Below are 19,971 nucleotides of genomic sequence, written 5' to 3'. Positions count from 1 at the left end.
TTGCAACAGATACAAAAATGCCCTGAAACTCAGGGCATTTGTTTTACAATTAGTCGCTAGTTCATGAGTGGCTGTGATACGAGTGAATAACAGCCAAATCATTGAATATTTAATTGCTTATCAAGAGCTAATCGTTTACCAAGCACCTAAGTATGACTTGTAAGATTGTAGGCGAACCGTTGCTGCACCGATTACATCGATGAAGCCCCAGAACGGATGTGGCTTCTCAGCTGAGATCCAAGCCGCGCCAGTTGAACCAATAGGGATGTTGTAACCTTCTGGTTCAATGATCTCAAGTACGATAGTACGACCTAAACCATTGCCGTTTCTTACCACGTGTTGACCGACGCTTTGTGGCCCCTGAAGTGGAGAAATACTCGACTCACCGGTACCGGCATTAAAGCTGTGTACTTTTGCTCGGAACACGTGCCCTGGGTAGGCATCAACGAAGAACTCAGCGAAGTCTCCTACTTGAACATAGCCATAAGTTTGGTCTGAAATACGCATCTCAAGAAACTTTTTGCTGGTGTTGTAGAGGTGCATGTTACCCATGACAGAACCTTCAGCAATATTCACTATCGATACCTGACCATCAAACTCAGCTCTAATGGTCTTTTTCTCTTGCGCCCAATTTACTTTTTGTAAATCGGCTTTTAACGACACCAGTTCAGCATGCAGCACTCGAAGATCAGAGTCGTACTTTTCTACGTCACGCATATTGAAAATTTCAGGTGACGTTTCAGCACGCTCTAAGTCGCGATTCATTTGCTTGATCTCTTCTTCTTTCTGAACAATTGAAGATTCGATCTTTGCTTTGTCTGCGGCTGAGTCAATGTCGACGAGTGTGTAAATTACGTCGCCTTCTTTAACCATTTGGTTGTGTTCAACAAGCACTTGGTCGATCTGCTGGCCAAAGATCGGTGACATTACCGCGTGTGGTGCTTTCACTGTGGTTGAGTTGGTTAAATCAACCGGTGCCCACAAGCGAGAGATAACCGCTAATACCGCAAGAATCGTTACGCCGCCAATGGCAGCCCATGTGTAGTTCTTGAAGTTCTTCTTAAGTGCGCCTGTCGCAAACAGTGACCATACAATTAGGATGTATGGAATCATCATCTCTTTCATTATGCGACCTCTTTTTCTGTAGCGGATGGTGTTGTTGGAGTCTTTTCTTCTGAAGCCTGTTCTTTTGAAGATTGCTCTACTGAAGACGGCTCTGTTACCGGTTGTTCAGGTGATACGTGGACTGCGGCTGTCTCTGTATTGGTCGCGTCTTGTTTAGGCTGAACACCACGGCGAATAACATCACTCAGTGATTGACCAATATGCTTCCAGTTCGCCAACGCGATAACTAATGCAATAACCCAGAATGTTTTGCTAATGAATAGACCACAAAGTGACAGTGCAAACACGATTTGTACGTGAGCGCTTTTGTGCTCTTTTGCTTTATGCACACCCAGTTCATGCAACTGCCACATGCCGTAAACACCGGCTAAAACCACAGCAATGGTCACTGAGAACAAGTAACCAGAGAAGGACTCCATCTGGAAGAAGTTCATCATCATTTCATTGGGATGATTGTTGAATTGAGACATGTCGATGTCTTTAGAATGGATTGTGCCTAATGGTGCAAGAGCCCATGCTCCCGCAAACATCACTGCCATAAACAGGCAGAATTTAATCAAGACCATCACAACGGCCCAGATTTTCTGGAAAACGATTTTTATAAAGTTCATATCTCAACCTAAATAAGGAGAGAGAAAGTGCAGCCTTGGTACAAGACTTTTAGAAGACATCTGAAAGAGGTGTTGAACTCACGTAACCGTATAGACCTACTGAGTCAAAAGTACTAGATGACAATTAAAAATCGCTTTGACCACGTAGACAACGCATTCTCGCGAATAGAGTGTTAAAAACACCTGGCGAAATCATTCTTAAGTAACGTCTACCATTGATAGGTTCGTTTGCTGCATTGGGTTTTAAGGCCGTCTTCCGTGATGTGTGCAACACCATCATCTACACATTTTTAGGTTTTCTGTTTAGGTTAAGAATTGATTTGTTGGCGAAATAATAGGAAGTGTAACTGGTGCTATCTACGCATTATTGCGATATTGAATTATCGTAATTACGATGAATTGAGTGGTTGCTTAAACGTGAGGTGGGTTTATTTGAACAGGCTCAAACTCGGCTTATAAAATATGTCTATTTAATTAGCCTGGATCATAGAAGTGGCTATAAAAGTATCAATAAGGCAGGACGGAAATATTGAATACTCCGACCAGTCTAGGGTGAGTTTGGGTGGATTAAGCGTTACTGGCACAGCGAAGAGATTTAGATTCCAATCTGGCGAATGTGGCAGCTATTCGAAAGAGTGAGTTGTTCTGACATTTTTGCTCTTTACCATATGATGCTTCCTTCTCAGTTTTGTTTTCTCAATGAGCATCCGTTGTTTCATTCTATCGCTTTTACGATAAGATAATTAAATCTATCGCCAAATGAGCACTGAATCATGAGTAATGACATTCCGAATTTTAACTTATTGGCTGTGTTTTCAGCGGTGATGGAGCAGGGCAGTTTGAGTAAGGCTGCCGATCATTTGAATACCAATCAATCGACGATCAGCACTGCGCTCGGCCGACTGAAAAATGAAATTGGCCAAGAGTTGTTTGTGCGCAGTGGGCGAGGGGTTGTGCCTACTGCTTACTCGCAAAGCTTGTATGAGCAAATCAAAGCGCCAATACACGAGCTCAACGGCGTGTTTCAAGGTATGGCTTGGTTTGATGAAGCGAGTACAGAGCGCAGGTTTGTGGCTTCGGTTCCCGAACATTTAAAGTGGATGTTGCTCGATCGATTTTCTCAGTTATCTAACCAAGGCTTATCTCTTGAGGTGTATGACCAACCAGATAGTGATGATCAAGTCCATGAGGATCTATTAACTCAGAAGTTTGATTTGATGATCGACATTGTGTTGCCTGAGCATTCAAGCATGATGAGCGAAAAGCTCTACGACAGTGAGTTTGTGATTGTTTGCCGAAATGGGCACCCTAGGATCAAAGGTGAGATCACCGAGGCGCAATATCTCAGTGAGCAACATGCGGTTTTAGCCAGAACACGTCGCCAAGTAAGAAGTTTGACTCACTACACTTCGTTAGACTTATCCTCGCGTAAAATTGTAATTCACGGCAGCTCTATGGCCAGTAACCTAATGCTGTGTAGCCAGACTGATTACATCACTGTTGTGCCGCTTTCTATGGCGAACCAGTATCAGGAACGTCTTGGGTTACAGTTGTTCAAACCGCCTTTCGATTATCAGCCTATCTCTCATTACCTCATTTGGTTGAAAAAACAGAACACCGATCCGGCACATAAGTGGTTGAGAGAGCAGATCATCAATACGACTAATGACATGTCTAAATCACTAAACAGTTGGCGCTCCGCTTTCTGATCGTCGCCCTATCTTTTGTTTGCCAAATATCTTCTTAACAAATCACTTGTATTAAGTGAGTTATAATAGAAAATTATCACAATGAGAATTTATGATAATTTCATTTATTTGCTGTCAGCTCGTATATTAACCCTAACAAAGGAGTGGGTAACCTCCACTCACGATTATATCGGCTCAGGTTGCTGGGCTAAAAAGGGCGAAATATGAAATTCCTACACACAATGATCCGAGTTACTGATTTAGACAAGTCTATCGAGTTCTACACCAAGGTATTGGGAATGAAGGAACTTGAACGCCACGAAAACAAAGAGTACCGCTACACATTGGTTTTTGTTGGCTATGAGCAAGGCGGCACGACTATCGAGCTAACGTACAACTGGGATACGAATGAGTACGAGATGGGCAGCGCGTTTGGTCATCTGGCATTGGGTGTAGAAGATATTTACGCAGCATGTGACAAAATCAAATCGCTAGGTGGCAACGTCACTCGCGAAGCGGGTCCAGTGAAAGGCGGCTCAACTCATATCGCTTTTATTACTGACCCAGACGGCTACCAAATCGAACTGATTCAACTAGGTTAATCGAGGATATAACAATGACAAACGCACTATTTCAACCAATTCAACTTGGTAATATCGAGCTTAAAAACCGTATTGTTATGCCACCGATGACGCGTTCTCGCGCAACGCAACCTGGTAATTCAGCAAACGATATGATGGCGGCTTACTACGCTCAGCGTGCTTCTGCAGGTTTGATTATTGCTGAAGGCACACAAATTTCACCTATGGGTCAAGGCTATGCTTGGACTCCGGGTATTTATTCTGATGAGCAGATCGCTGGTTGGAAAAAAGTGACTGATGCCGTACATGAAAAAGAGGGCGTTATCTTCGCTCAACTTTGGCATGTAGGCCGTGTAACACACCCAGACAACATTGGTGGTGAACAGCCAATCTCGTCTTCTGCACTTAAAGCACAAAACGTAAAGGTATTCATCGATAACGGTACTGATGAACCGGGCTTTGTTGATGTGGTTGAACCTCGTGAAATGACGAAACAAGACATCAAAGAGGTGGTTGAACAGTATCGCCAAGCGGCTTTGAATGCGGTTGAAGCAGGCTTTGATGGTATCGAACTTCACGCAGCGAATGGTTACTTAATCAACCAATTCATCGATTCTGAAGCAAACAACCGCACTGACGAATACGGTGGTTCAATTGAAAACCGTTTACGTTTCCTAGGCGAAGTGGTTGAAGCTATGGTTGAAGCGATTGGTGCTGACCGTGTTGGTGTACGCCTTGCTCCGTTCACATCGTTGAATGGCACGGTTGACGCTACACCAGTAGAGACTTACACAGCGGCGGCAGCACTACTTAACCTATACAAAATTGTTTACCTACACATTGCAGAAGTTGATTGGGACGATGCACCTGAAACGCCAAAAGCATTTAAAGCAGCAGTTCGTGAAGCCTACGAGGGTGTCCTTATTTATGCGGGTAAATACGATAGCGAGCGTGGCGAAAAAGCCGTTGCTGAAGGCGTAACTGACATGGTTGGCTTTGGACGTCCATTCGTTGCTAACCCAGATTTACCAGCTCGTATTCAAAATGGTTACCCACTTGCGGCGCACGATCCAAACACATTGTTTGGTGGTGCGGAAAAGGGTTTAATTGATTACCCAGAATACGCAGGCTAAAAACAGCTGCCTGAAGCAGAGTATTGAGATAGTATCTTGATCCTGTTGAATGTTTATAAAAAGCAACCTTGCAGAGTCGGGTTGCTTTTTTTGTTATTGGACCAAGTAAAATGATGAAAGCGATGCGCGGAGAGCTTTACCTTCTATTTGCCACCCTGCTAGCTGGGGTTGGATGGATTGCATCTAAGCTGGTGGTATTGGAAATGCCGGGACCAGTGTTCATTGGTGTACGTTTTTTAGTGGCGAGTCTTATTCTTCTGCCGTTTTGTATTCATCATATTCGTAAGCTTTCGTTTAAACAGATCTTGTCTCTTTGCGGCGTGGGTTTGTTGCTGTCTGCCTCACTGCAAGTCTGGGTGTATGCAGTGTCGGTGACCGAGACCTTGTCTGAAGGGGCATTCATCATGAGCTTAGCCATGATCATTGCCCCCTTTGTGTCTTGGATTTTGTTTCGAGTTAAACCTAATCGTGCGTTTTGGATGTCTTTCCCTATCGCGATTATCGGCATGCTGTTGCTGACTTTGGGTAACGGCTGGCATGTTGAGCAGAGTCAGATTTATTTCTTACTAGCATCGATGTTGTTGTCTGTTCACTTTGTGATGAACAAGCGTGTGATTACCAATATCAAGCCTATCGCATCAATCTGTGTGCAACTGTTTGTGGTGGGTGTGAGTGGTTTAGCCTTTGCTTCTATGACAGCTCAGCCGGAGTTCGAAATCACCAAAACCTTAGTCTTCTGGTTTATTGTCTCTGCGGTGATCGCAACGTCTATTCGTTACTTGCTACAAACGGTCGGTCAGCACTCCGTGAACATGGAAGTGGCGGCATTGATCATGATTCTTGAGCCTGTGTGGACGCTGCTGTTAAGTGTGAGTGTGCTTGGCGAAAGTGTAGAGATGCAGAAGCTGCTCGGTGGGGCGGTGATCATTGCTTCACTATTTTGCTATATCAAATGGTCGAGACGAAAATAAAACACTCGGCGCAAGGCCGAGTGTGGGTTGTTCTTCAAGTGCTTTTCTGAGCGTTATCAGGCGAGTGTTGAACAAGACTTGTCGAGTGCAGAGCAAGGGTTAAATTCTGCGAATAAGACGTGCAAAGGGTGTCACCGTACTTATCGTTCTCGCTGGTAACTATTCTAACAACGAGCTTTGAATACAGGTGGTAAAGTCGAACCCTTACCACCATAGTCCTATCGCACAGCCTTCTTTTCTTTATGCCATCAATTCGAATGCACTAGGGGCGGGAAAGGACGTGAATGAATTAGTCGCGAATAGTGACTTTTGTAATCACAATATCTTCGCAAGGCACATCTTCGTGTCCCCAGCGAATGGTTGTTGGTGCTTTCGCAATTTTGTTTACCACATCCATACCTGCTGAAACCTTACCGAATACCGCGTAACCCCAGCCAGCATTGGTTGTTGAGGTGTGATCTAGGAAATCGTTGTCATCAAGGTTGATGAAGAACTGCGCCGTTGCAGAATGTGGTGCATCAGTCCGAGCCATTGCCACAGAACCAATCACATTCTTCAAACCACGGTTTGCTTCGTTGACGATTGGGGCGCGAGTTGGTTTTTCTGTCATGTCGATAGTGTGACCACCACCTTGAATCATGAAACCTTCAATAACACGGTGAAATGTCGTGCCTTCGTAGAAACCGTCTTGGCAGTATTTAAGGAAGTTTTTCGACGTTACTGGCGCTTTTTCAAGGTTCAGTTCAATCTCGATATCGCCAAAGTTGGTGGTGAAAGTAATCATAGGGCTACCTAAAGTTGAAGTTTTACTGAGTCGTAATGACGAAAGTGGGTTGCAGTATAGGGAAAATAACAGCGGATACCAGTGATGGTTTTATTGTGGTTGAATTCTCGTCAACCACCAAAATCACGCCTGATATTGTTTAAGGAACATCTCGACACTTGAAGTAATGAGCACTTGCTTGTGTGCAGCATCCGGTGACGGCACATGACCAATGATTTGCGGCCAAAACGCAAAAGACTTAAGCAGACCAATGAACTGCGTGGAGGCGAATTGTGGGTCTAGTTCTACTAAACGACCGTCTGCCAACGCGGCTTTAATCCAGGTTGTAAGTCCACTTTCTGCTTGGGAATATTTTTCCATCGCTTGATGCGCCAGTTCTGCGTTATGGAAATACTCTGAGAACAAAACGCGTGACAGGTCGATGAAGCCTTCAGACTCAAGTAACTCAAGCTCTTGATTGGCTATCGAGGAAAGCTGTTCTTCAAGTGGCAGTTCTGCTTGATATGGGAAATGCGTTGCGGCCAGAGTTTTGCTCCAAATGCTGTCTAGAATCTCATCTAAAAGCAGTTCTTTGCTGGCAAAGTGATTGTATACGGTACGCTTTGATACTTCTGCGCGACTCGATATTTTATCCATGCTGGTGGCCTTGTAGCCATGCTCAGTAAACTCTGCGATAGCAGCGGCAACGATCGATTCACGTTTTCTTTGGCTCAGCGTTTTTTTTACAGTCATCGGGATACTACTCAATATGTCGCGGTTAGCATTACATACGCTAATTTTACACCAGGAAGTTTACTTTTAGAACACCAATCTGCGTATTGGTAATTCGGTCGAGAGCAACTGAATCGCTTTGCAATGCACGGTGGGTATCATAGAATCGAAAGTGTATTCGAATTTTATTGATATCAACGGAAGAGAATAAACAATCAATGAGTAGTATTTTAGAGTGTATTCGTACAGTTGGACGAGGAGAAAGAGGGCGTAAGCCTTTATCGTTCGAACAAGCCTACCGCATCATGGATGAGTATTTAAGCGGAGAAGTCGGTGACGACCAAATGGCTATGCTACTGATGTTGATTCGTGTGCAGAATGAAACCAATGAAGAGATCGCTGGCTTTGTAAAAGCGTTTCAATCTCGAGTGCCAGATTTAGGCGCTGATATTGATTGGCCGTGTTATGCAGGTAAGCGTAACGATAACGCCAGTGGCAAGCCTTGGAACTTGTTGGCGGCAAAAATCTTAGCTGACAATGGCTATAAAGTGTTAATGCATGGCTATATGGATAAGCCGAGCGGTAGGACGCACGTTGAAAGCCATTTGCAAGATGTCGGTGTGCAAAGTGCTGAGAGCCCTGAACATGCTAAGTCGATTCTTGAACAAGACGGCATTGCTTATTTACCGCTAGCTAACTTTGCGCCCGAAGCACAAACCATGATTGGTTGGAAACACCGCTACGGTTTGAGAACACCAATTAACACGGTAGTTCGAGCATTGAATCCTGGTGGTGGCCGTTTAGGTCTGCGTGGCAGTTTCCATCCTGGCTTTCCACAACTTCATGCGGAAGTTGAGCATGTTATCGGAAATAAATCCCACTCGGTGATTTCATTCAAAGGGATGAACGGTGAGTCGGAATATAATCCTAAAGTTAGCCAAACGGTATGGATGAGCTCTCCTGACAAAGTCGAATCGTTCTACTGGGAAGAGATGATGAACCTAGAACTGCCACTTCCTAGTCAATGTGTACTTGGCACATCGGCTGAAGATATGGCGCTAATGGCGAATACCGTTGTCGACAGCATGACAGCCATTCTCTTTGCAGAAACGCACGATAAAACTGAGGCATACCAGAAAGCGGTGCGCCTGTGGCATGAGTATTGTGCGCGTTAGATGGTGGTTTGTAATCAATGAGAGAAGGTCAGCGAGCGCTGGCCTTTTTATACTTGATTTCTAGCAAGGGCTTTTCGTGAACGCCCAAACAATAAAGCTACTTCACTCGCATCAAGCGATGCATTTTGTCTTCGAACTGAATCTCAATCACCTGTGAGATTTTCATCTTATCAACACGATCAAGCATTCTCGCTTGGTAATCACGTTTTTTCATCCACTCTAGCGGTTCTTTAAAGCCATCTTCATTAATCACAAACGACTGATCGGTAATAGAGTCTTCAAAGATATGAACCACCCAAATGCGTGATTGGAAATCCAATAACTCACTAAAGTAGCTTTTTAACTTAGATAAGGAATTCGTTAGATACGTTTTAGGTGGGGTTTGGGAAGACATAGTAAACCGTATTTGGACAATGAAAATCGGCAAGGGCGCCGTCTGATCATTATAGCCTTTACCCGTTAGGCTTGTCAGGTCGAATTCGGCAGCCATTCACGGCTATTGCGCTTGCTAATGCTACTATGGCTGCCAGTTAGAGATTAACCAAATCAGTGTCGGATTCACTATTTAACGAATAGGCCGAAGTCGATCTCTTGTTCTCTTTGATATTTCACCAGCTTCACTTTTAGGTCGTGTTTTGCTGCTAAATCAATGGCTAAGCATGACATGCGTTTTATCTCATCAACGCAGCTTGATATCAGCGGTTTTTCTTGATTATCGATAGTGGCGATGAGTGTGTTTTCTGTGCCGTCGTTACCTGCGTAAATATACGCGTACATGTTGTTGTCGTGTTGCATAAACTTCCTAAAACGGGATTTCTAATTATTAGTGAGGTGAAGATTACAGGGTTTATTTACGCAGGCTAGCTCGGCTAAGTAAGGTTAAGCAAGGGAAAGTAAGGCTTTGTAAGGGCTCTTTTTTTTCTTTTTTCTGGCGTTCGAAAACGTGCTCAACCCTTTGTTTGTCTCACTTTTTTGTCTTGTTAGGTTTTGCCTATCAATAAAATTGTTGAAATCCATTTAGTAAAATCAAGATTTTAGACAACAATTAACTTAACAAGATAGAAAATATATGACGCAAAGTATTTAGGGAGAACGCAATGCATTCTATTAAAGTGAAAGATTACATGACGCAGCAGGTTGTGACATTTACTCCTGATATGCCGTTAAGTCTAGCGTTAGACAAAGTGATGCGTAGCCACCATATGGGTGGGCCCGTAATCGATGATAACGAACAAGTGATTGGCTTCCTTTCAGAGCAGGATTTACTCGAGAAACTTGTGAAGGTCAGTTACTTCTGCCAAGACACACACCTTGTGGGTGACTGTATGTACCAAGAAGTGCTGTCGGTGTCACCTGACTTATCCATTATTGAATTGGCGGACATGATGCAGGTTGGAAAACCTAAAGCATACCCTGTGATCGATAATCGAAAACTGGTGGGTATTATCACCAGAACTGATGTTTTGAGAGCAATTGGCAAGAACTTGGAAGAATGCTTCAAACATCAGGTATAGTAGCGTGTTAAGAACGATTATTTTTCTCAATACTCTCAATTGAAAAAAGGCGCACTAGCGCCTTTTTTCTGTATAGCGCTTTTCTTGGTCGATCCTTTCTTTTTGGATCCCTAGCCAGTTGAACAGTTGAACAGTTGAACAGTTGAACAGTTGAACAGCTGATTAGGCTTTAGCTCTTGGGTATTCCAACTTTTGGAGGTTTCATGTCAAATCAAACGGCAAAGTTTGTTGAAGGTTCAACGATGCGCCACATATTGGTGATGTCGGGGGCTGGCTCTGTCGGTTTGATGGCGTTATTTGTGGTCGATCTGCTCGACATACTGTTTATCAGTATGCTCGGACAGGTTGAATTGGCTGCTGCGGTAGGCTTTGCAGGTACGCTGACTTTCTTTTCTACCTCCGTTTCTATCGGTACTTCCATTGCCATGGGCGCATTAGTGTCCAAAGCCATCGGCTCCAAGAATCAAGAGCACGCTCGAAACCTAAGCACCAGTATCATGCTGACTGCGTTTGTTATCAGTTCAACCATAACTGCAATCATGTTCGCTTATATTCCAGAGCTGCTAGCCGCGATAGGCGCCAAAGGCATTGCAGCCGAACGCGCTCAAGCTTACCTACAGATTTTGCTACCTAGTGGTCCATTTTTGGCGTTAGCGATGGCAGCGGGTGCGGGCTTAAGAGCGGCAGGTGATGCTAAGCGTTCGATGTGGGCAACTTTGTCTGGCGGCATTGTTAACGCGATTCTCGATCCTCTGTTTATTTTTGGTTTTGGTTGGAACATCGAAGGGGCGGCTATCGCTTCGGTTGTCGCTCGTTTCTCGGTGCTATTCTTTTCGCTTTATCCTCTTATTCGCAGCCATCAGCTGGTGGCTCCGCCTTCTTTTGTGCAATGGCGTCTTAATATTCGACCAATATTGGCGATTGCGCTGCCTGCGATTATCACTAATACTGCAACGCCTATCGGTAATGCGATTGTGACAACGGGTATCGCACAATATGGTGAGGACTTTGTCGCGGGCTTTGCCGTGATAGGTCGTCTGACGCCAGTTTGTTTTGCGGTTATCTTTGCCTTGTCTGGCGCTGTGGGGCCAATCATTGGTCAGAACTTTGGTGCTGAACGCATGGACCGAGTGAAGGAAACACTCAATAACTCATTGCTGGTTACTACGGCATACACTATCGCTGTTTGTATTCTGTTGTACTTCGTTCAAGGTTATGTCATTCAAGGTTTTAGTCTACAAGGTGATGCAGCAATCATTGTGGCGGCTTTCTGTACCTATGTGGCGTTAACCTTCACCTTTAACGGTGCACTATTTGTTGCCAACACGTCTTTCAACAACCTAGGTAAACCGCTTTACTCGACAGCATTGAATTTGGGCAAAGCCACGTTAGGTACTCTGCCGTTCGTCTATCTAGGTTCGGAGTGGTATGGCGCTTTGGGTGTTCTTTATGGTCAAGCTTTGGGTAATGTTCTGTTCGGAATTTTAGGTATCTTGGTGCTTCGACATCATATCGCTGAACTGATGCAAGGATCTCAAGTTGATCCAGTGGAAGACGATGTGTCGATTGTCAGCCTAAACACACAGCCATTCTGTTCACACGATGCGGTGCTTATTGATGATGTATCGGCGAACCGTGAAGAGTGTGCGGAGCTTAAATCTCAGTAAGCCATCGGCGCTGGCATAATATTTTTGTTTTCTTGAAAACTTCTTCTTGACCTTGGAGTAGCCTCCAAGGTTTATACTTTTGATGAACTTAAGGTTCTGTTGCTCGTGAGTTAGCAACAACCTCAAGGCTTTTGAGTATTAAGGAGATACATTATGTGCGCAAAACATGCAGCGTGCCGCTCAGCAAAAGTGGACGTTCAACCTCAAGCGGCAGGAGCAAGTTGCTCTAGCCCTAAAATTTCAAGCATCACAGCAGCAGGTACTTCATCTGGTTGTTGTAGCTCTTCTGCTACTTCGTCATCGTCTGGAGATGATTGTTGTAGTTCGTCGGACAGTGGAGAAGAAGACAGTCAGTCCTCAACTTTATCTCTCGACGCCAAATTTTCGAAAAGTTGGCTGGTTGCCGGAATGGACTGCCCAGCTTGTGCAAGAAAAATAGAAAACGCGATCAGCAATATTGACGGTGTTATTCAAGCGAAGGTTCTCTTTGCTACCGAAAAGCTGGTTGTGAAATTCGATAATCAAAGCCTTGCTGACACCATTGAACAGGTCTCTATCAAAACGGGTTTCCCTCTTAAGGAAGTCGGTTCAAAGAAAGAAAAACAACAACTTGAGACTTTTTGGCAAGCTCATATCCAACCTAATTTACAGATTATTGCGATTGCAGCAGCAATGCTGTTTGCTGCGCTTCTGAAAAGTACCTCTCCTCAATTAAGCGAAGGCTTGTTTACGGTAACTTGTCTGCTTGGTTTATATCCGGTGGCGAAGAAAGCGGTTCAGCTGGCGCGTTCAGGTACACCGTTTGCTATTGAAACCTTAATGAGTGTTGCCGCGCTGGGTGCTTTGTACCTTGGCGAAACTGCGGAAGCAGCGATGGTTCTATTGTTGTTCTTGATTGGTGAGCGCTTAGAAGCGTTTGCTTCATCAAGAGCAAGAAGTGGCGTTCAAGCTCTAATGGCATTGGTACCAGAAAACGCGACTAAGATCATCAACGGCGAGCGTGTAGAAGTAGCAGTCAGTGAACTGGTTCCAGGTGATGTGATTGAAGTGGCCGCGGGCTCTCGTTTACCTGCTGACGGCCAATTGATTACAGACGCGGCAAGCTTTGATGAAAGTGCGTTAACCGGTGAATCTGTTCCTGTTGAACACATCGAAGGCAATAGCATCATGGCTGGCGCTGTGGTGGTCGATAAAGTGGTTCGTATCACCATCACTTCAAAACAGGGTGAGAACGCGATCGATCGCATTCTTCATCTGATTGAAGAAGCAGAGTCTCGTAAAGCACCACTAGAGCGATTCCTCGATAAGTTCAGCCGTTGGTACACACCGTTAATGATGGTAGTGGCTCTGTTGGTCATCATCACACCACCATTGTTGTTTGCGCAACCATGGGAAACATGGGTTTACCGTGGCCTAGCGCTATTGTTGATTGCTTGTCCGTGTGCCTTGGTTATCTCGACTCCTGCAGCGATTACCTCTGGCTTAGCAGCAGCAGCGAAACGTGGCGCGCTCATTAAAGGCGGCGCAGCGCTAGAGCAGCTTGGTAAAATCCAAACCATCGCCTTCGATAAGACAGGCACACTGACCGAAGGTAAGCCTCAGGTTACGGATATTCAACCTCTATCGGGGTGGCAACAAGACGCGATGCTGCGTGTGGTTGGGGCGATTGAAGTTGGCTCTACTCACCCGTTGGCGCAGTCACTTGTCGCTAAAGTAAAAGACCTGAATATTGAGATTCCTGAATCACACAACAAGAAAGCGTTGATTGGTAGTGGTGTTGAAGGGGATGTTGATGGTGTTAAGTATCAGGTTCTGTCACCGTCTAAAGTCACGTTCGAACTTGGTGCCGATGTGGTTTCTCAGGTAGAAGCATTAGAAGGTGAGGGCAAGACGGTTGTGGTTGCTCTTGAGGTTAAAGATCAAGAAGAATCAACAGAGCAAGCTACGACGGTGATTGGTCTGATTGCTTGGCAAGATACGTTACGCAGTGACGCTAAGCTTGCGATTGAACGACTTAATGAATTAGGTATTCAATCTATCATGTTGACCGGCGATAATCCGCGCAGTGCAGCAGCGATCAGTAGCAAGATTGGTATGCAGTACAAGGCAAGCCTATTGCCAAGCGACAAGGTATCTTACGTTGAGGAGTTATCTCAACAGTCGCACGTGGCGATGGTCGGTGATGGCATTAATGATGCACCAGCAATGAAAACGGCGAATGTCGGCATCGCAATGGGTGGTGGTACGGATGTCGCTTTGGAAACGGCGGATTCAGCACTGACTCATAACCGTTTAACTGAGCTGCCAGCGATGATTGAACTGTCGCAAGCGACCATGAACAACATCCGTCAAAACGTAGCCCTTGCGCTTGGTTTGAAGGTCGTATTCTTGGTGACAAGCTTGTTAGGTATTACCGGTTTGTGGGTGGCAGTTTTAGCGGATAGTGGTGCAACTGCATTGGTGACATTGAACGCATTGCGTCTGCTTCGATTTAAATCTAAAGCGGACTAAATCGAGCTCACCGACATAGAGCATTCTTAATATAAAAGCGCCTTTAGCGGTAATACGTTAAAGGCGCTTTTTGTCTCATTAGTATGCAACATAGGCGTGCGGATTGCTTATTTTTGTGATGCCAATCGGTTTTTTGTGAAACTTGAATTATTGTTGCGATCATTCATGTGACATGTGTCACTTCATTTTGTAATGAGCTTGGTTAGAGTGTGTTCGTACCCCACGAATTTACTATGAGCTTAAATAAGGGTAAAAAGCCCAATAAGCCAAAAGGAGCGAACTATGTCTCAAGCTGTTTTCCACTTAGGTGTTACTGAAGCAGATCTTAACGGTGCTACTCTTGCGATCATCCCTGGTGATCCTGCTCGTGTGCAAAAAATTGCAGAAGAGATGGAGAACCCAGTATTCCTTGCTAGTCACCGTGAATACACGCTTTACCGCGCAGAGCTAGACGGCAAACCAGTTGTTGTATGTTCAACAGGTATTGGTGGTCCATCGACTTCTATCGCAGTTGAAGAGCTTGCTCAACTTGGTGTTCGCACTTTCCTACGTGTTGGTACGACTGGTGCTATCCAACCTCACGTAAACGTGGGTGACATGATTGTTTCTACAGGTTCTGTTCGTCTAGACGGCGCTAGCCTACACTTTGCTCCTATGGAGTTCCCAGCAGTGGCTGACTTTGAAGTTGCAACAGCAATGAAAGCGGCAGTTGATGAATCAGGTGCAACAGTTCACATGGGCGTAACGGCATCAAGCGATACGTTCTACCCAGGTCAAGAGCGTTACGACACGTTCTCTGGTCGCGTTGTTAAGCGCTTCCAAGGCTCTATGCAAGAATGGCAAGACATGGGCGTTCTAAACTTCGAGATGGAATCTGCAACACTGCTAACTATGTGTGCAAGTTCTGGTCTGAAAGCAGGTTGTGTTGCTGGTGTAATCATCAACCGTACTCAAAAAGAGACGCCTGATCACGACACTCTAAAAGTAACAGAAGCACGTTCAATCAAAGTGGTTGTAGAAGCCGCTCGTAAAATGCTTTAAGTCTTAAAGTGCTCTGAGTTTTAGAGAGCATTAAGTCTTCAAGCGACATTAAATTTTGAAAATGGCCGCATCGTATGATGCGGCCATTTTTTTGTGCCGTCTGAAAGTAATCAATAGAGAAAACAGACAACAAAAAAGGCGAGTGACTTAATCGTCATTCGCCTTTTTAACAATCTGCTTAAGAGCATTGAGCTCTCATGAGCTTATTGGTTTTTAGTACTCTAGATCTTCACTGCCACCCGCAGCTGTAAACCATGCCGTTAGGTGTGTTTTAAGATCTTTCAATTCGTCAGGGCCAATCAATGCAAGGCCAAGATCTTCAGCTCGTGTGATGTCGTTATGGCGAAGAGGGCGGAAGCTCACTAACATTGCACGTGCTTGTAGGCCACCTAGCAGGTCTCTAAGCGATTCCAGTTTGTACAAGGTGTCATCACCATCATCACGCATGCCTTTGGTCTTACATTCGATGATGTGCAGCTTATTGTTCACCACAGAGGCAACATCAAGCTCGTTACGAACCTCACGTTCACCCAGTTGACGGTATACCTGAACATTCAAAGAACGGTCTTGAATGGTCGGCATGTCATCTTGGATCTGCTTAACTGTGCTGTGAACCAATGTTTCAAGCCATTCACCGTTTGAGAAGCGGCGCGCGTCTTCGTTGGCAAAGGTCAAAATACCATTGTCGTAAGTCGCAATTTTAGCTTCAACCAAATCGCTCAGCAGCATGTTGAGCTCGCGATAGCCTTGTTGCTTCTCAGATAGGCCTACATCAAGTTTTTGTTCTTTACGGCAGGTCGTTGCTAGGTAGTTCAATGTCGCAAGGCCAGGGCCTAGTTCGAGTGCGTTACTTGCCCAACGTTCACCCAGTTCATAAAGTTTCTGATCCAGTTGCGGAGACAGCTGAACATCGCTGAATTCACCGCGAGCACCGAACACAGTTAGGTAGTCGTCGATAGTGATGCGGTCTTGAACTTGTGCGTCTTCTTTACCATTAGGGTACAACCAGCAAAGCTTGTCGCTATTTGGTTCAACCACGAAGATTGGCCAGTGGTAAGTACGGAATACTTCGTACACAGAAAGTAGGCGGTGACGGAGGCCACAACTTGCGTTGAGCTTCACTTCTTGACCGCGTGCTTTGAGGACTTCGGCAAGGGTTTGGATAGATTCTTTAATGACAGATGTATTTACGATGGTCGGAATTTCGAAAAACTCACTCGTAATGTCGCGCTTGTGCAAAACGCTGTCTAAACGTTTGTACATACTGACTTGATTTTTGTCACCGATAAACACGATGTGAGTGCTGACCGTTCGGTTATCAAGTAATGGGGTGAGCAAGCGAATGGGGTCTTGATCGATAATGCCAACATGAACAGCCATATAAATTCCTTAATAGCGGCTCGCTCATAAAGGTGAAAGAAAAAACGGGAAGCAGCAAGCCTTAATAATCATATAATGACAAAGCTCATAAAAAACAAGGGCAACCCTTGATAAAAGTTGCCCTAGCTCAATTAGTCACCACTATTGGATAAGAAGTCTCAACAATCTCACTAAATATCTATCGATTCTTCATTTATCTATAGTTTGAATTGATGTACTAAATCACCTTGCTGATTCGCCAAAATTGTTAGGTTTTGGCTTGCCTCCGCAATTGAAGACATCGCTTGGTAACTCTTATCTGCGATGTGGTTGATGTCTTCGATGTTGCGTGCAATATCACCAGACGTTTCACTCTGCTCAGCGGCTGCTTGAGAGATGTGTGTACTCATGTGGCTGATCTCTAGAATCAAGGCTTGGATCTCTTCCATCGCACTGTTTGCACTTGAAGCTTGTTGAACCGACATGTCCATATCGCTCATACAGCTTTCAATTACGTTACTTGCAGTTTTCGAGCTTGATTGCAGATTGCTGATCATAGTCTCGATTTCAGAGGTTGATTGAGTGGTCTTCTGTGCTAGCACTCGTACTTCATCGGCAACGACTGCAAAACCACGACCTTGTTCACCTGCACGCGCTGCTTCGATTGCCGCATTAAGTGCAAGTAGGTTGGTCTGTTCAGCAATACCACGAATAACGTCAAGGATTGAACCAATCTGGCTACTCATCTGTTGTAGCTCGCCTACAGCGCCCACTGATTCAGTAAGGCGAACTTCAAGCTGATTAATGGTGCTGATGTTGGTGTTCATGATCTGACGACCAGACTCAGAAGCCGATTCTACTTGTTGAACCATGGTGAGTGAGCTTTGCGCGCTGTTCGCCACTTCTTGTACAGAATGAGACATCTCTGTCATTGCGGTCGCAACAGTCGCGGTTTGCTCACGTTGGCTGTTCAATTGAGCCTGCGTTTCAGATGACGTCTTCTGGTTGACGCTTGCAGTCTTAGTTAAGTCATCTGAAGCATCATTCAACTTCACAAGGATATTGTGCAGGTTGTCAGCCAAGGTGTTGATGTGACGGCTCACGCGGCTGAATTCGTTGTCGTAGCGAATATCGATACGCTGAGTCATATCACCTTCAGTTAGACCTTCTAATGTACCGAGGATGCGAGTTAATGGCTCTCGTACGCTGTGTGCAATGTGGTAACCAATCGCAGCAGCGAACACAGTCACAACAATGCCAATGGCAATCGCGTTGAATAGGCCTTTGTCGTAGATGCTGCTTGCGTCAGCGAGTGATGAGTTAAGTTGCTCTTCAGCGGTCACGTTGAATGAGTCCAAAACAGCCATCGCTTGGTCAACTTCTAGAGCTAGGTTAGCGATGTTCACGTACAACGCTTGTTTGGCTTGTAGGTAGTTGTTGTGTTTGTCTAGTACGCCACCTTTCTGACCAACGTCTTTGGTGAACTTCTGAACCGACTCATCGAAGACATTTTTAAGTGCTGGTAGTTGTGTTGATAGACCTCGATAAGCGTAGTTAAGGTGAGTAACGGCCTTTTTGTTTTGGTTAACGGCTTTTTGAACGAAGGCAACATCAGAGCTAGCAAGTGCATCAGAGGTAATAACTTCTGCGTCTTGCAGTTTGATGAAGTAGCTCTTTGCCATCACTTTTACAGAGATGCTTTTTTGGTCGGCAACGTACTCTTTCATACCAACGGTTAATTCTGAATGTAAGCGTTGGAAGTCACGAGACGCTTTTTGTACTTGTTCTTGTGCTTCGAACATCGCGACGTAGTTGTTCATCGCTTCGTCAGCTTCGGCGAAGTAGCGTTCTTCCATTGCTCTTAATTGCGCGATACGTTCAACAAGTGAAGCATTGTTTTGGCTTGCCGCTTCTAAACTACCGAGAACTTCTGAAAACGAGTTTTGTGATGCAGCAAATTCTGTACGCATTGCAGACATGCGTTCAGCGTTTTGTGTGGTTAAGAAATCTTTGAATGACTTATCAGCAGAAAGCAATTGAACACTCGTTTGATTTGAAAGCGCGACAAGTGGTAATGAGGTTTCTGAGACACTCTCAAAATTGCTGTGTATCTGATTCATGCTGTTCATCATGATGGTTATCGTGACTGCGAACATGATGATGATCAGTGCGAAACCAGCGTACATACGCTTGATCACAGATCCCTTCATGGCTTTCTCCCTAAATAAAAATGCAGACCTAATGTCAGGTCAAGGTAAAACTAACAAAATTATCAGCATTCTATTGAGCTCGGCTTACGCATTTTATGACGCACACGTCAAAAATAGCGCTCAGTTATAACCAACATGCCATTCTTGAGAGCTAAGGCTCGTTTTCTTTGATTTGAACGGTGTTTTTTATTATGCTTTACAGCAGATTTATTGTGGTTTGATGCGGCATAGCGCATACTCAAAGCATTAAAAAATAAATGTTTTATCGGAGAGAAACATGGCTGAAGAAACCATTTTTACTAAGATCATCAACAAAGAAATCCCAGCAGATCTACTATACCAAGACGATTTAGTAACCGCATTTCGCGATATTAACCCTCGCGCGCCAAGCCATATCCTAATCATCCCAAACAAGCTGATTCCGACAACTAACGATGTTGAAGTCGAAGATGAAGCTATGATGGGGCGCATGTTTACTGTTGCTCGCAAGTTAGCAAAAGAAGAGGGCATTGCAGAAGATGGCTATCGTCTTATCGTGAACTGTAACTCTCACGGTGGCCAAGAGGTTTATCATATTCACATGCACTTGGTTGGCGGCCGTCCACTTGGCCCCCTATTAATGAGCTAATAAAAAGTTAATGAGCTAATGAAAAGCTAACGAGTTAATGAAAGCTAATGAGCTAGTTTAAACGCGCTCATTAGTGGGTTAACACAAGTAGTTAGTTGGAAAATTTGTAGTTTGTATGCCAACTTTAAGTTCTATCTGTTGTCTGAATGTCGGCATCGCTTAGGCAGAGGCTAAATCAGTAGGGTTTCAACTGGCTTGAGATCCTTTTTACAACGCGTTTCGTTTTGATAATGAGACCATTAAAGGTCAGCAGACCCTAATA

The 19,971-nt window shown here is 44.7% G+C and carries 18 protein-coding genes and 1 pseudogene; 11 read left to right on the top strand and 8 right to left on the bottom strand.

Features of this window, described 5'->3' with window-relative positions; translation table 11 throughout:
- Positions 1–135: 135 nt before the first annotated feature.
- Positions 136–1,125, bottom strand: coding sequence for an efflux RND transporter periplasmic adaptor subunit (locus AB4503_RS13495; RefSeq protein WP_012604427.1), 990 nt, complete (start codon positions 1,123–1,125; stop codon positions 136–138).
- Complete coding sequence (locus AB4503_RS13490) at positions 1,125–1,736, bottom strand: hypothetical protein (RefSeq protein ID WP_017065282.1); 612 nt, start codon at positions 1,734–1,736, stop codon at positions 1,125–1,127. Before AB4503_RS13490 ends, AB4503_RS13495 begins: the two co-directional genes overlap by 1 nt.
- A gap of 773 nt (positions 1,737–2,509) precedes the next feature.
- On the opposite strand from AB4503_RS13490, the gene AB4503_RS13485 reads away from it, so the two are divergent.
- From AB4503_RS13485 to AB4503_RS13465, 5 genes and pseudogenes are all read left to right on the top strand, one after another.
- Positions 2,510–3,445: a LysR family transcriptional regulator gene (locus AB4503_RS13485; RefSeq protein ID WP_372115050.1), complete on the top strand. Its 936-nt coding sequence runs from the start codon at positions 2,510–2,512 to the stop codon at positions 3,443–3,445.
- A 203-nt stretch (positions 3,446–3,648) separates the two neighbouring features.
- Positions 3,649–4,026, top strand: a complete 378-nt coding sequence (gene gloA, locus AB4503_RS13480) for a lactoylglutathione lyase (protein ID WP_017066787.1) — start codon at positions 3,649–3,651, stop codon at positions 4,024–4,026.
- A gap of 14 nt (positions 4,027–4,040) precedes the next feature.
- Entirely contained in the window at positions 4,041–5,138 is a 1,098-nt protein-coding gene (locus AB4503_RS13475; protein WP_372115047.1) for an alkene reductase, read from the top strand.
- A 110-nt stretch (positions 5,139–5,248) separates the two neighbouring features.
- Entirely contained in the window at positions 5,249–6,109 is an 861-nt protein-coding gene (locus AB4503_RS13470) for a DMT family transporter (protein WP_372115045.1), read from the top strand.
- Positions 6,110–6,151: 42 nt separating this feature from the next.
- A pseudogene (locus tag AB4503_RS13465) lies at positions 6,152–6,268 on the top strand (cytochrome c); the annotation flags it as partial.
- 130 nt (positions 6,269–6,398) lie between these two features.
- Here the strand turns inward: AB4503_RS13465 and AB4503_RS13460 are convergent.
- Together AB4503_RS13460 and AB4503_RS13455 are read right to left on the bottom strand one after the other, a co-directional pair.
- A complete protein-coding gene (locus tag AB4503_RS13460) occupies positions 6,399–6,893 on the bottom strand; it encodes a peptidylprolyl isomerase (protein WP_017060208.1) in 495 nt (164 codons plus the stop codon).
- Between the two features lie 123 nt (positions 6,894–7,016).
- A complete protein-coding gene (locus AB4503_RS13455) occupies positions 7,017–7,625 on the bottom strand; it encodes a TetR/AcrR family transcriptional regulator (RefSeq protein ID WP_017066785.1) in 609 nt (202 codons plus the stop codon).
- Positions 7,626–7,792: 167 nt separating this feature from the next.
- Between AB4503_RS13455 and AB4503_RS13450 the strand changes: the two genes are divergently transcribed.
- Positions 7,793–8,779, top strand: coding sequence for a glycosyl transferase family protein (locus AB4503_RS13450; RefSeq protein ID WP_081324522.1), 987 nt, complete (start codon positions 7,793–7,795; stop codon positions 8,777–8,779).
- Positions 8,780–8,876: 97 nt separating this feature from the next.
- Here the strand turns inward: AB4503_RS13450 and AB4503_RS13445 are convergent, their stop codons facing one another.
- Both AB4503_RS13445 and AB4503_RS13440 read right to left on the bottom strand, forming a co-directional pair.
- Complete coding sequence (locus AB4503_RS13445; RefSeq protein WP_029235295.1) at positions 8,877–9,173, bottom strand: hypothetical protein; 297 nt, start codon at positions 9,171–9,173, stop codon at positions 8,877–8,879.
- 167 nt (positions 9,174–9,340) lie between these two features.
- Positions 9,341–9,574 (bottom strand): hypothetical protein, encoded by a 234-nt coding sequence (locus AB4503_RS13440; RefSeq protein WP_017060212.1) that lies wholly within the window; start codon positions 9,572–9,574, stop codon positions 9,341–9,343.
- Positions 9,575–9,876: 302 nt separating this feature from the next.
- On the opposite strand from AB4503_RS13440, the gene AB4503_RS13435 reads away from it, so the two are divergent.
- From AB4503_RS13435 to udp, 4 genes are all read left to right on the top strand, one after another.
- Positions 9,877–10,293 (top strand): CBS domain-containing protein, encoded by a 417-nt coding sequence (locus AB4503_RS13435; RefSeq protein ID WP_017060213.1) that lies wholly within the window; start codon positions 9,877–9,879, stop codon positions 10,291–10,293.
- A gap of 203 nt (positions 10,294–10,496) precedes the next feature.
- Positions 10,497–11,960, top strand: coding sequence for an MATE family efflux transporter (locus AB4503_RS13430; RefSeq protein ID WP_372115040.1), 1,464 nt, complete (start codon positions 10,497–10,499; stop codon positions 11,958–11,960).
- Positions 11,961–12,113: 153 nt separating this feature from the next.
- Positions 12,114–14,471: a zinc/cadmium/mercury/lead-transporting ATPase gene (locus AB4503_RS13425; RefSeq protein WP_372115037.1), complete on the top strand. Its 2,358-nt coding sequence runs from the start codon at positions 12,114–12,116 to the stop codon at positions 14,469–14,471.
- Positions 14,472–14,753: 282 nt separating this feature from the next.
- Positions 14,754–15,512, top strand: coding sequence for a uridine phosphorylase (gene udp, locus AB4503_RS13420; RefSeq protein ID WP_017065292.1), 759 nt, complete (start codon positions 14,754–14,756; stop codon positions 15,510–15,512).
- 213 nt (positions 15,513–15,725) lie between these two features.
- Here the strand turns inward: udp and AB4503_RS13415 are convergent, their stop codons facing one another.
- Positions 15,726–16,892, bottom strand: coding sequence for a DUF1887 family protein (locus tag AB4503_RS13415; RefSeq protein ID WP_372115035.1), 1,167 nt, complete (start codon positions 16,890–16,892; stop codon positions 15,726–15,728).
- 197 nt (positions 16,893–17,089) lie between these two features.
- A complete protein-coding gene (locus AB4503_RS13410) occupies positions 17,090–19,081 on the bottom strand; it encodes a methyl-accepting chemotaxis protein (RefSeq protein ID WP_017060219.1) in 1,992 nt (663 codons plus the stop codon).
- Between the two features lie 277 nt (positions 19,082–19,358).
- On the opposite strand from AB4503_RS13410, the gene hinT reads away from it, so the two are divergent.
- A complete protein-coding gene (gene hinT, locus AB4503_RS13405; RefSeq protein ID WP_017065295.1) occupies positions 19,359–19,709 on the top strand; it encodes a purine nucleoside phosphoramidase in 351 nt (116 codons plus the stop codon).
- The last annotated feature ends 262 nt before the right edge of the window (positions 19,710–19,971 follow it).

Source organism: Vibrio sp. 10N.222.55.B11, from assembly GCF_041473705.1.
In the GTDB taxonomy this organism is placed as follows: domain Bacteria; phylum Pseudomonadota; class Gammaproteobacteria; order Enterobacterales; family Vibrionaceae; genus Vibrio; species Vibrio crassostreae_C.
This window is presented reverse-complemented; position numbering and strand designations above follow the sequence as displayed.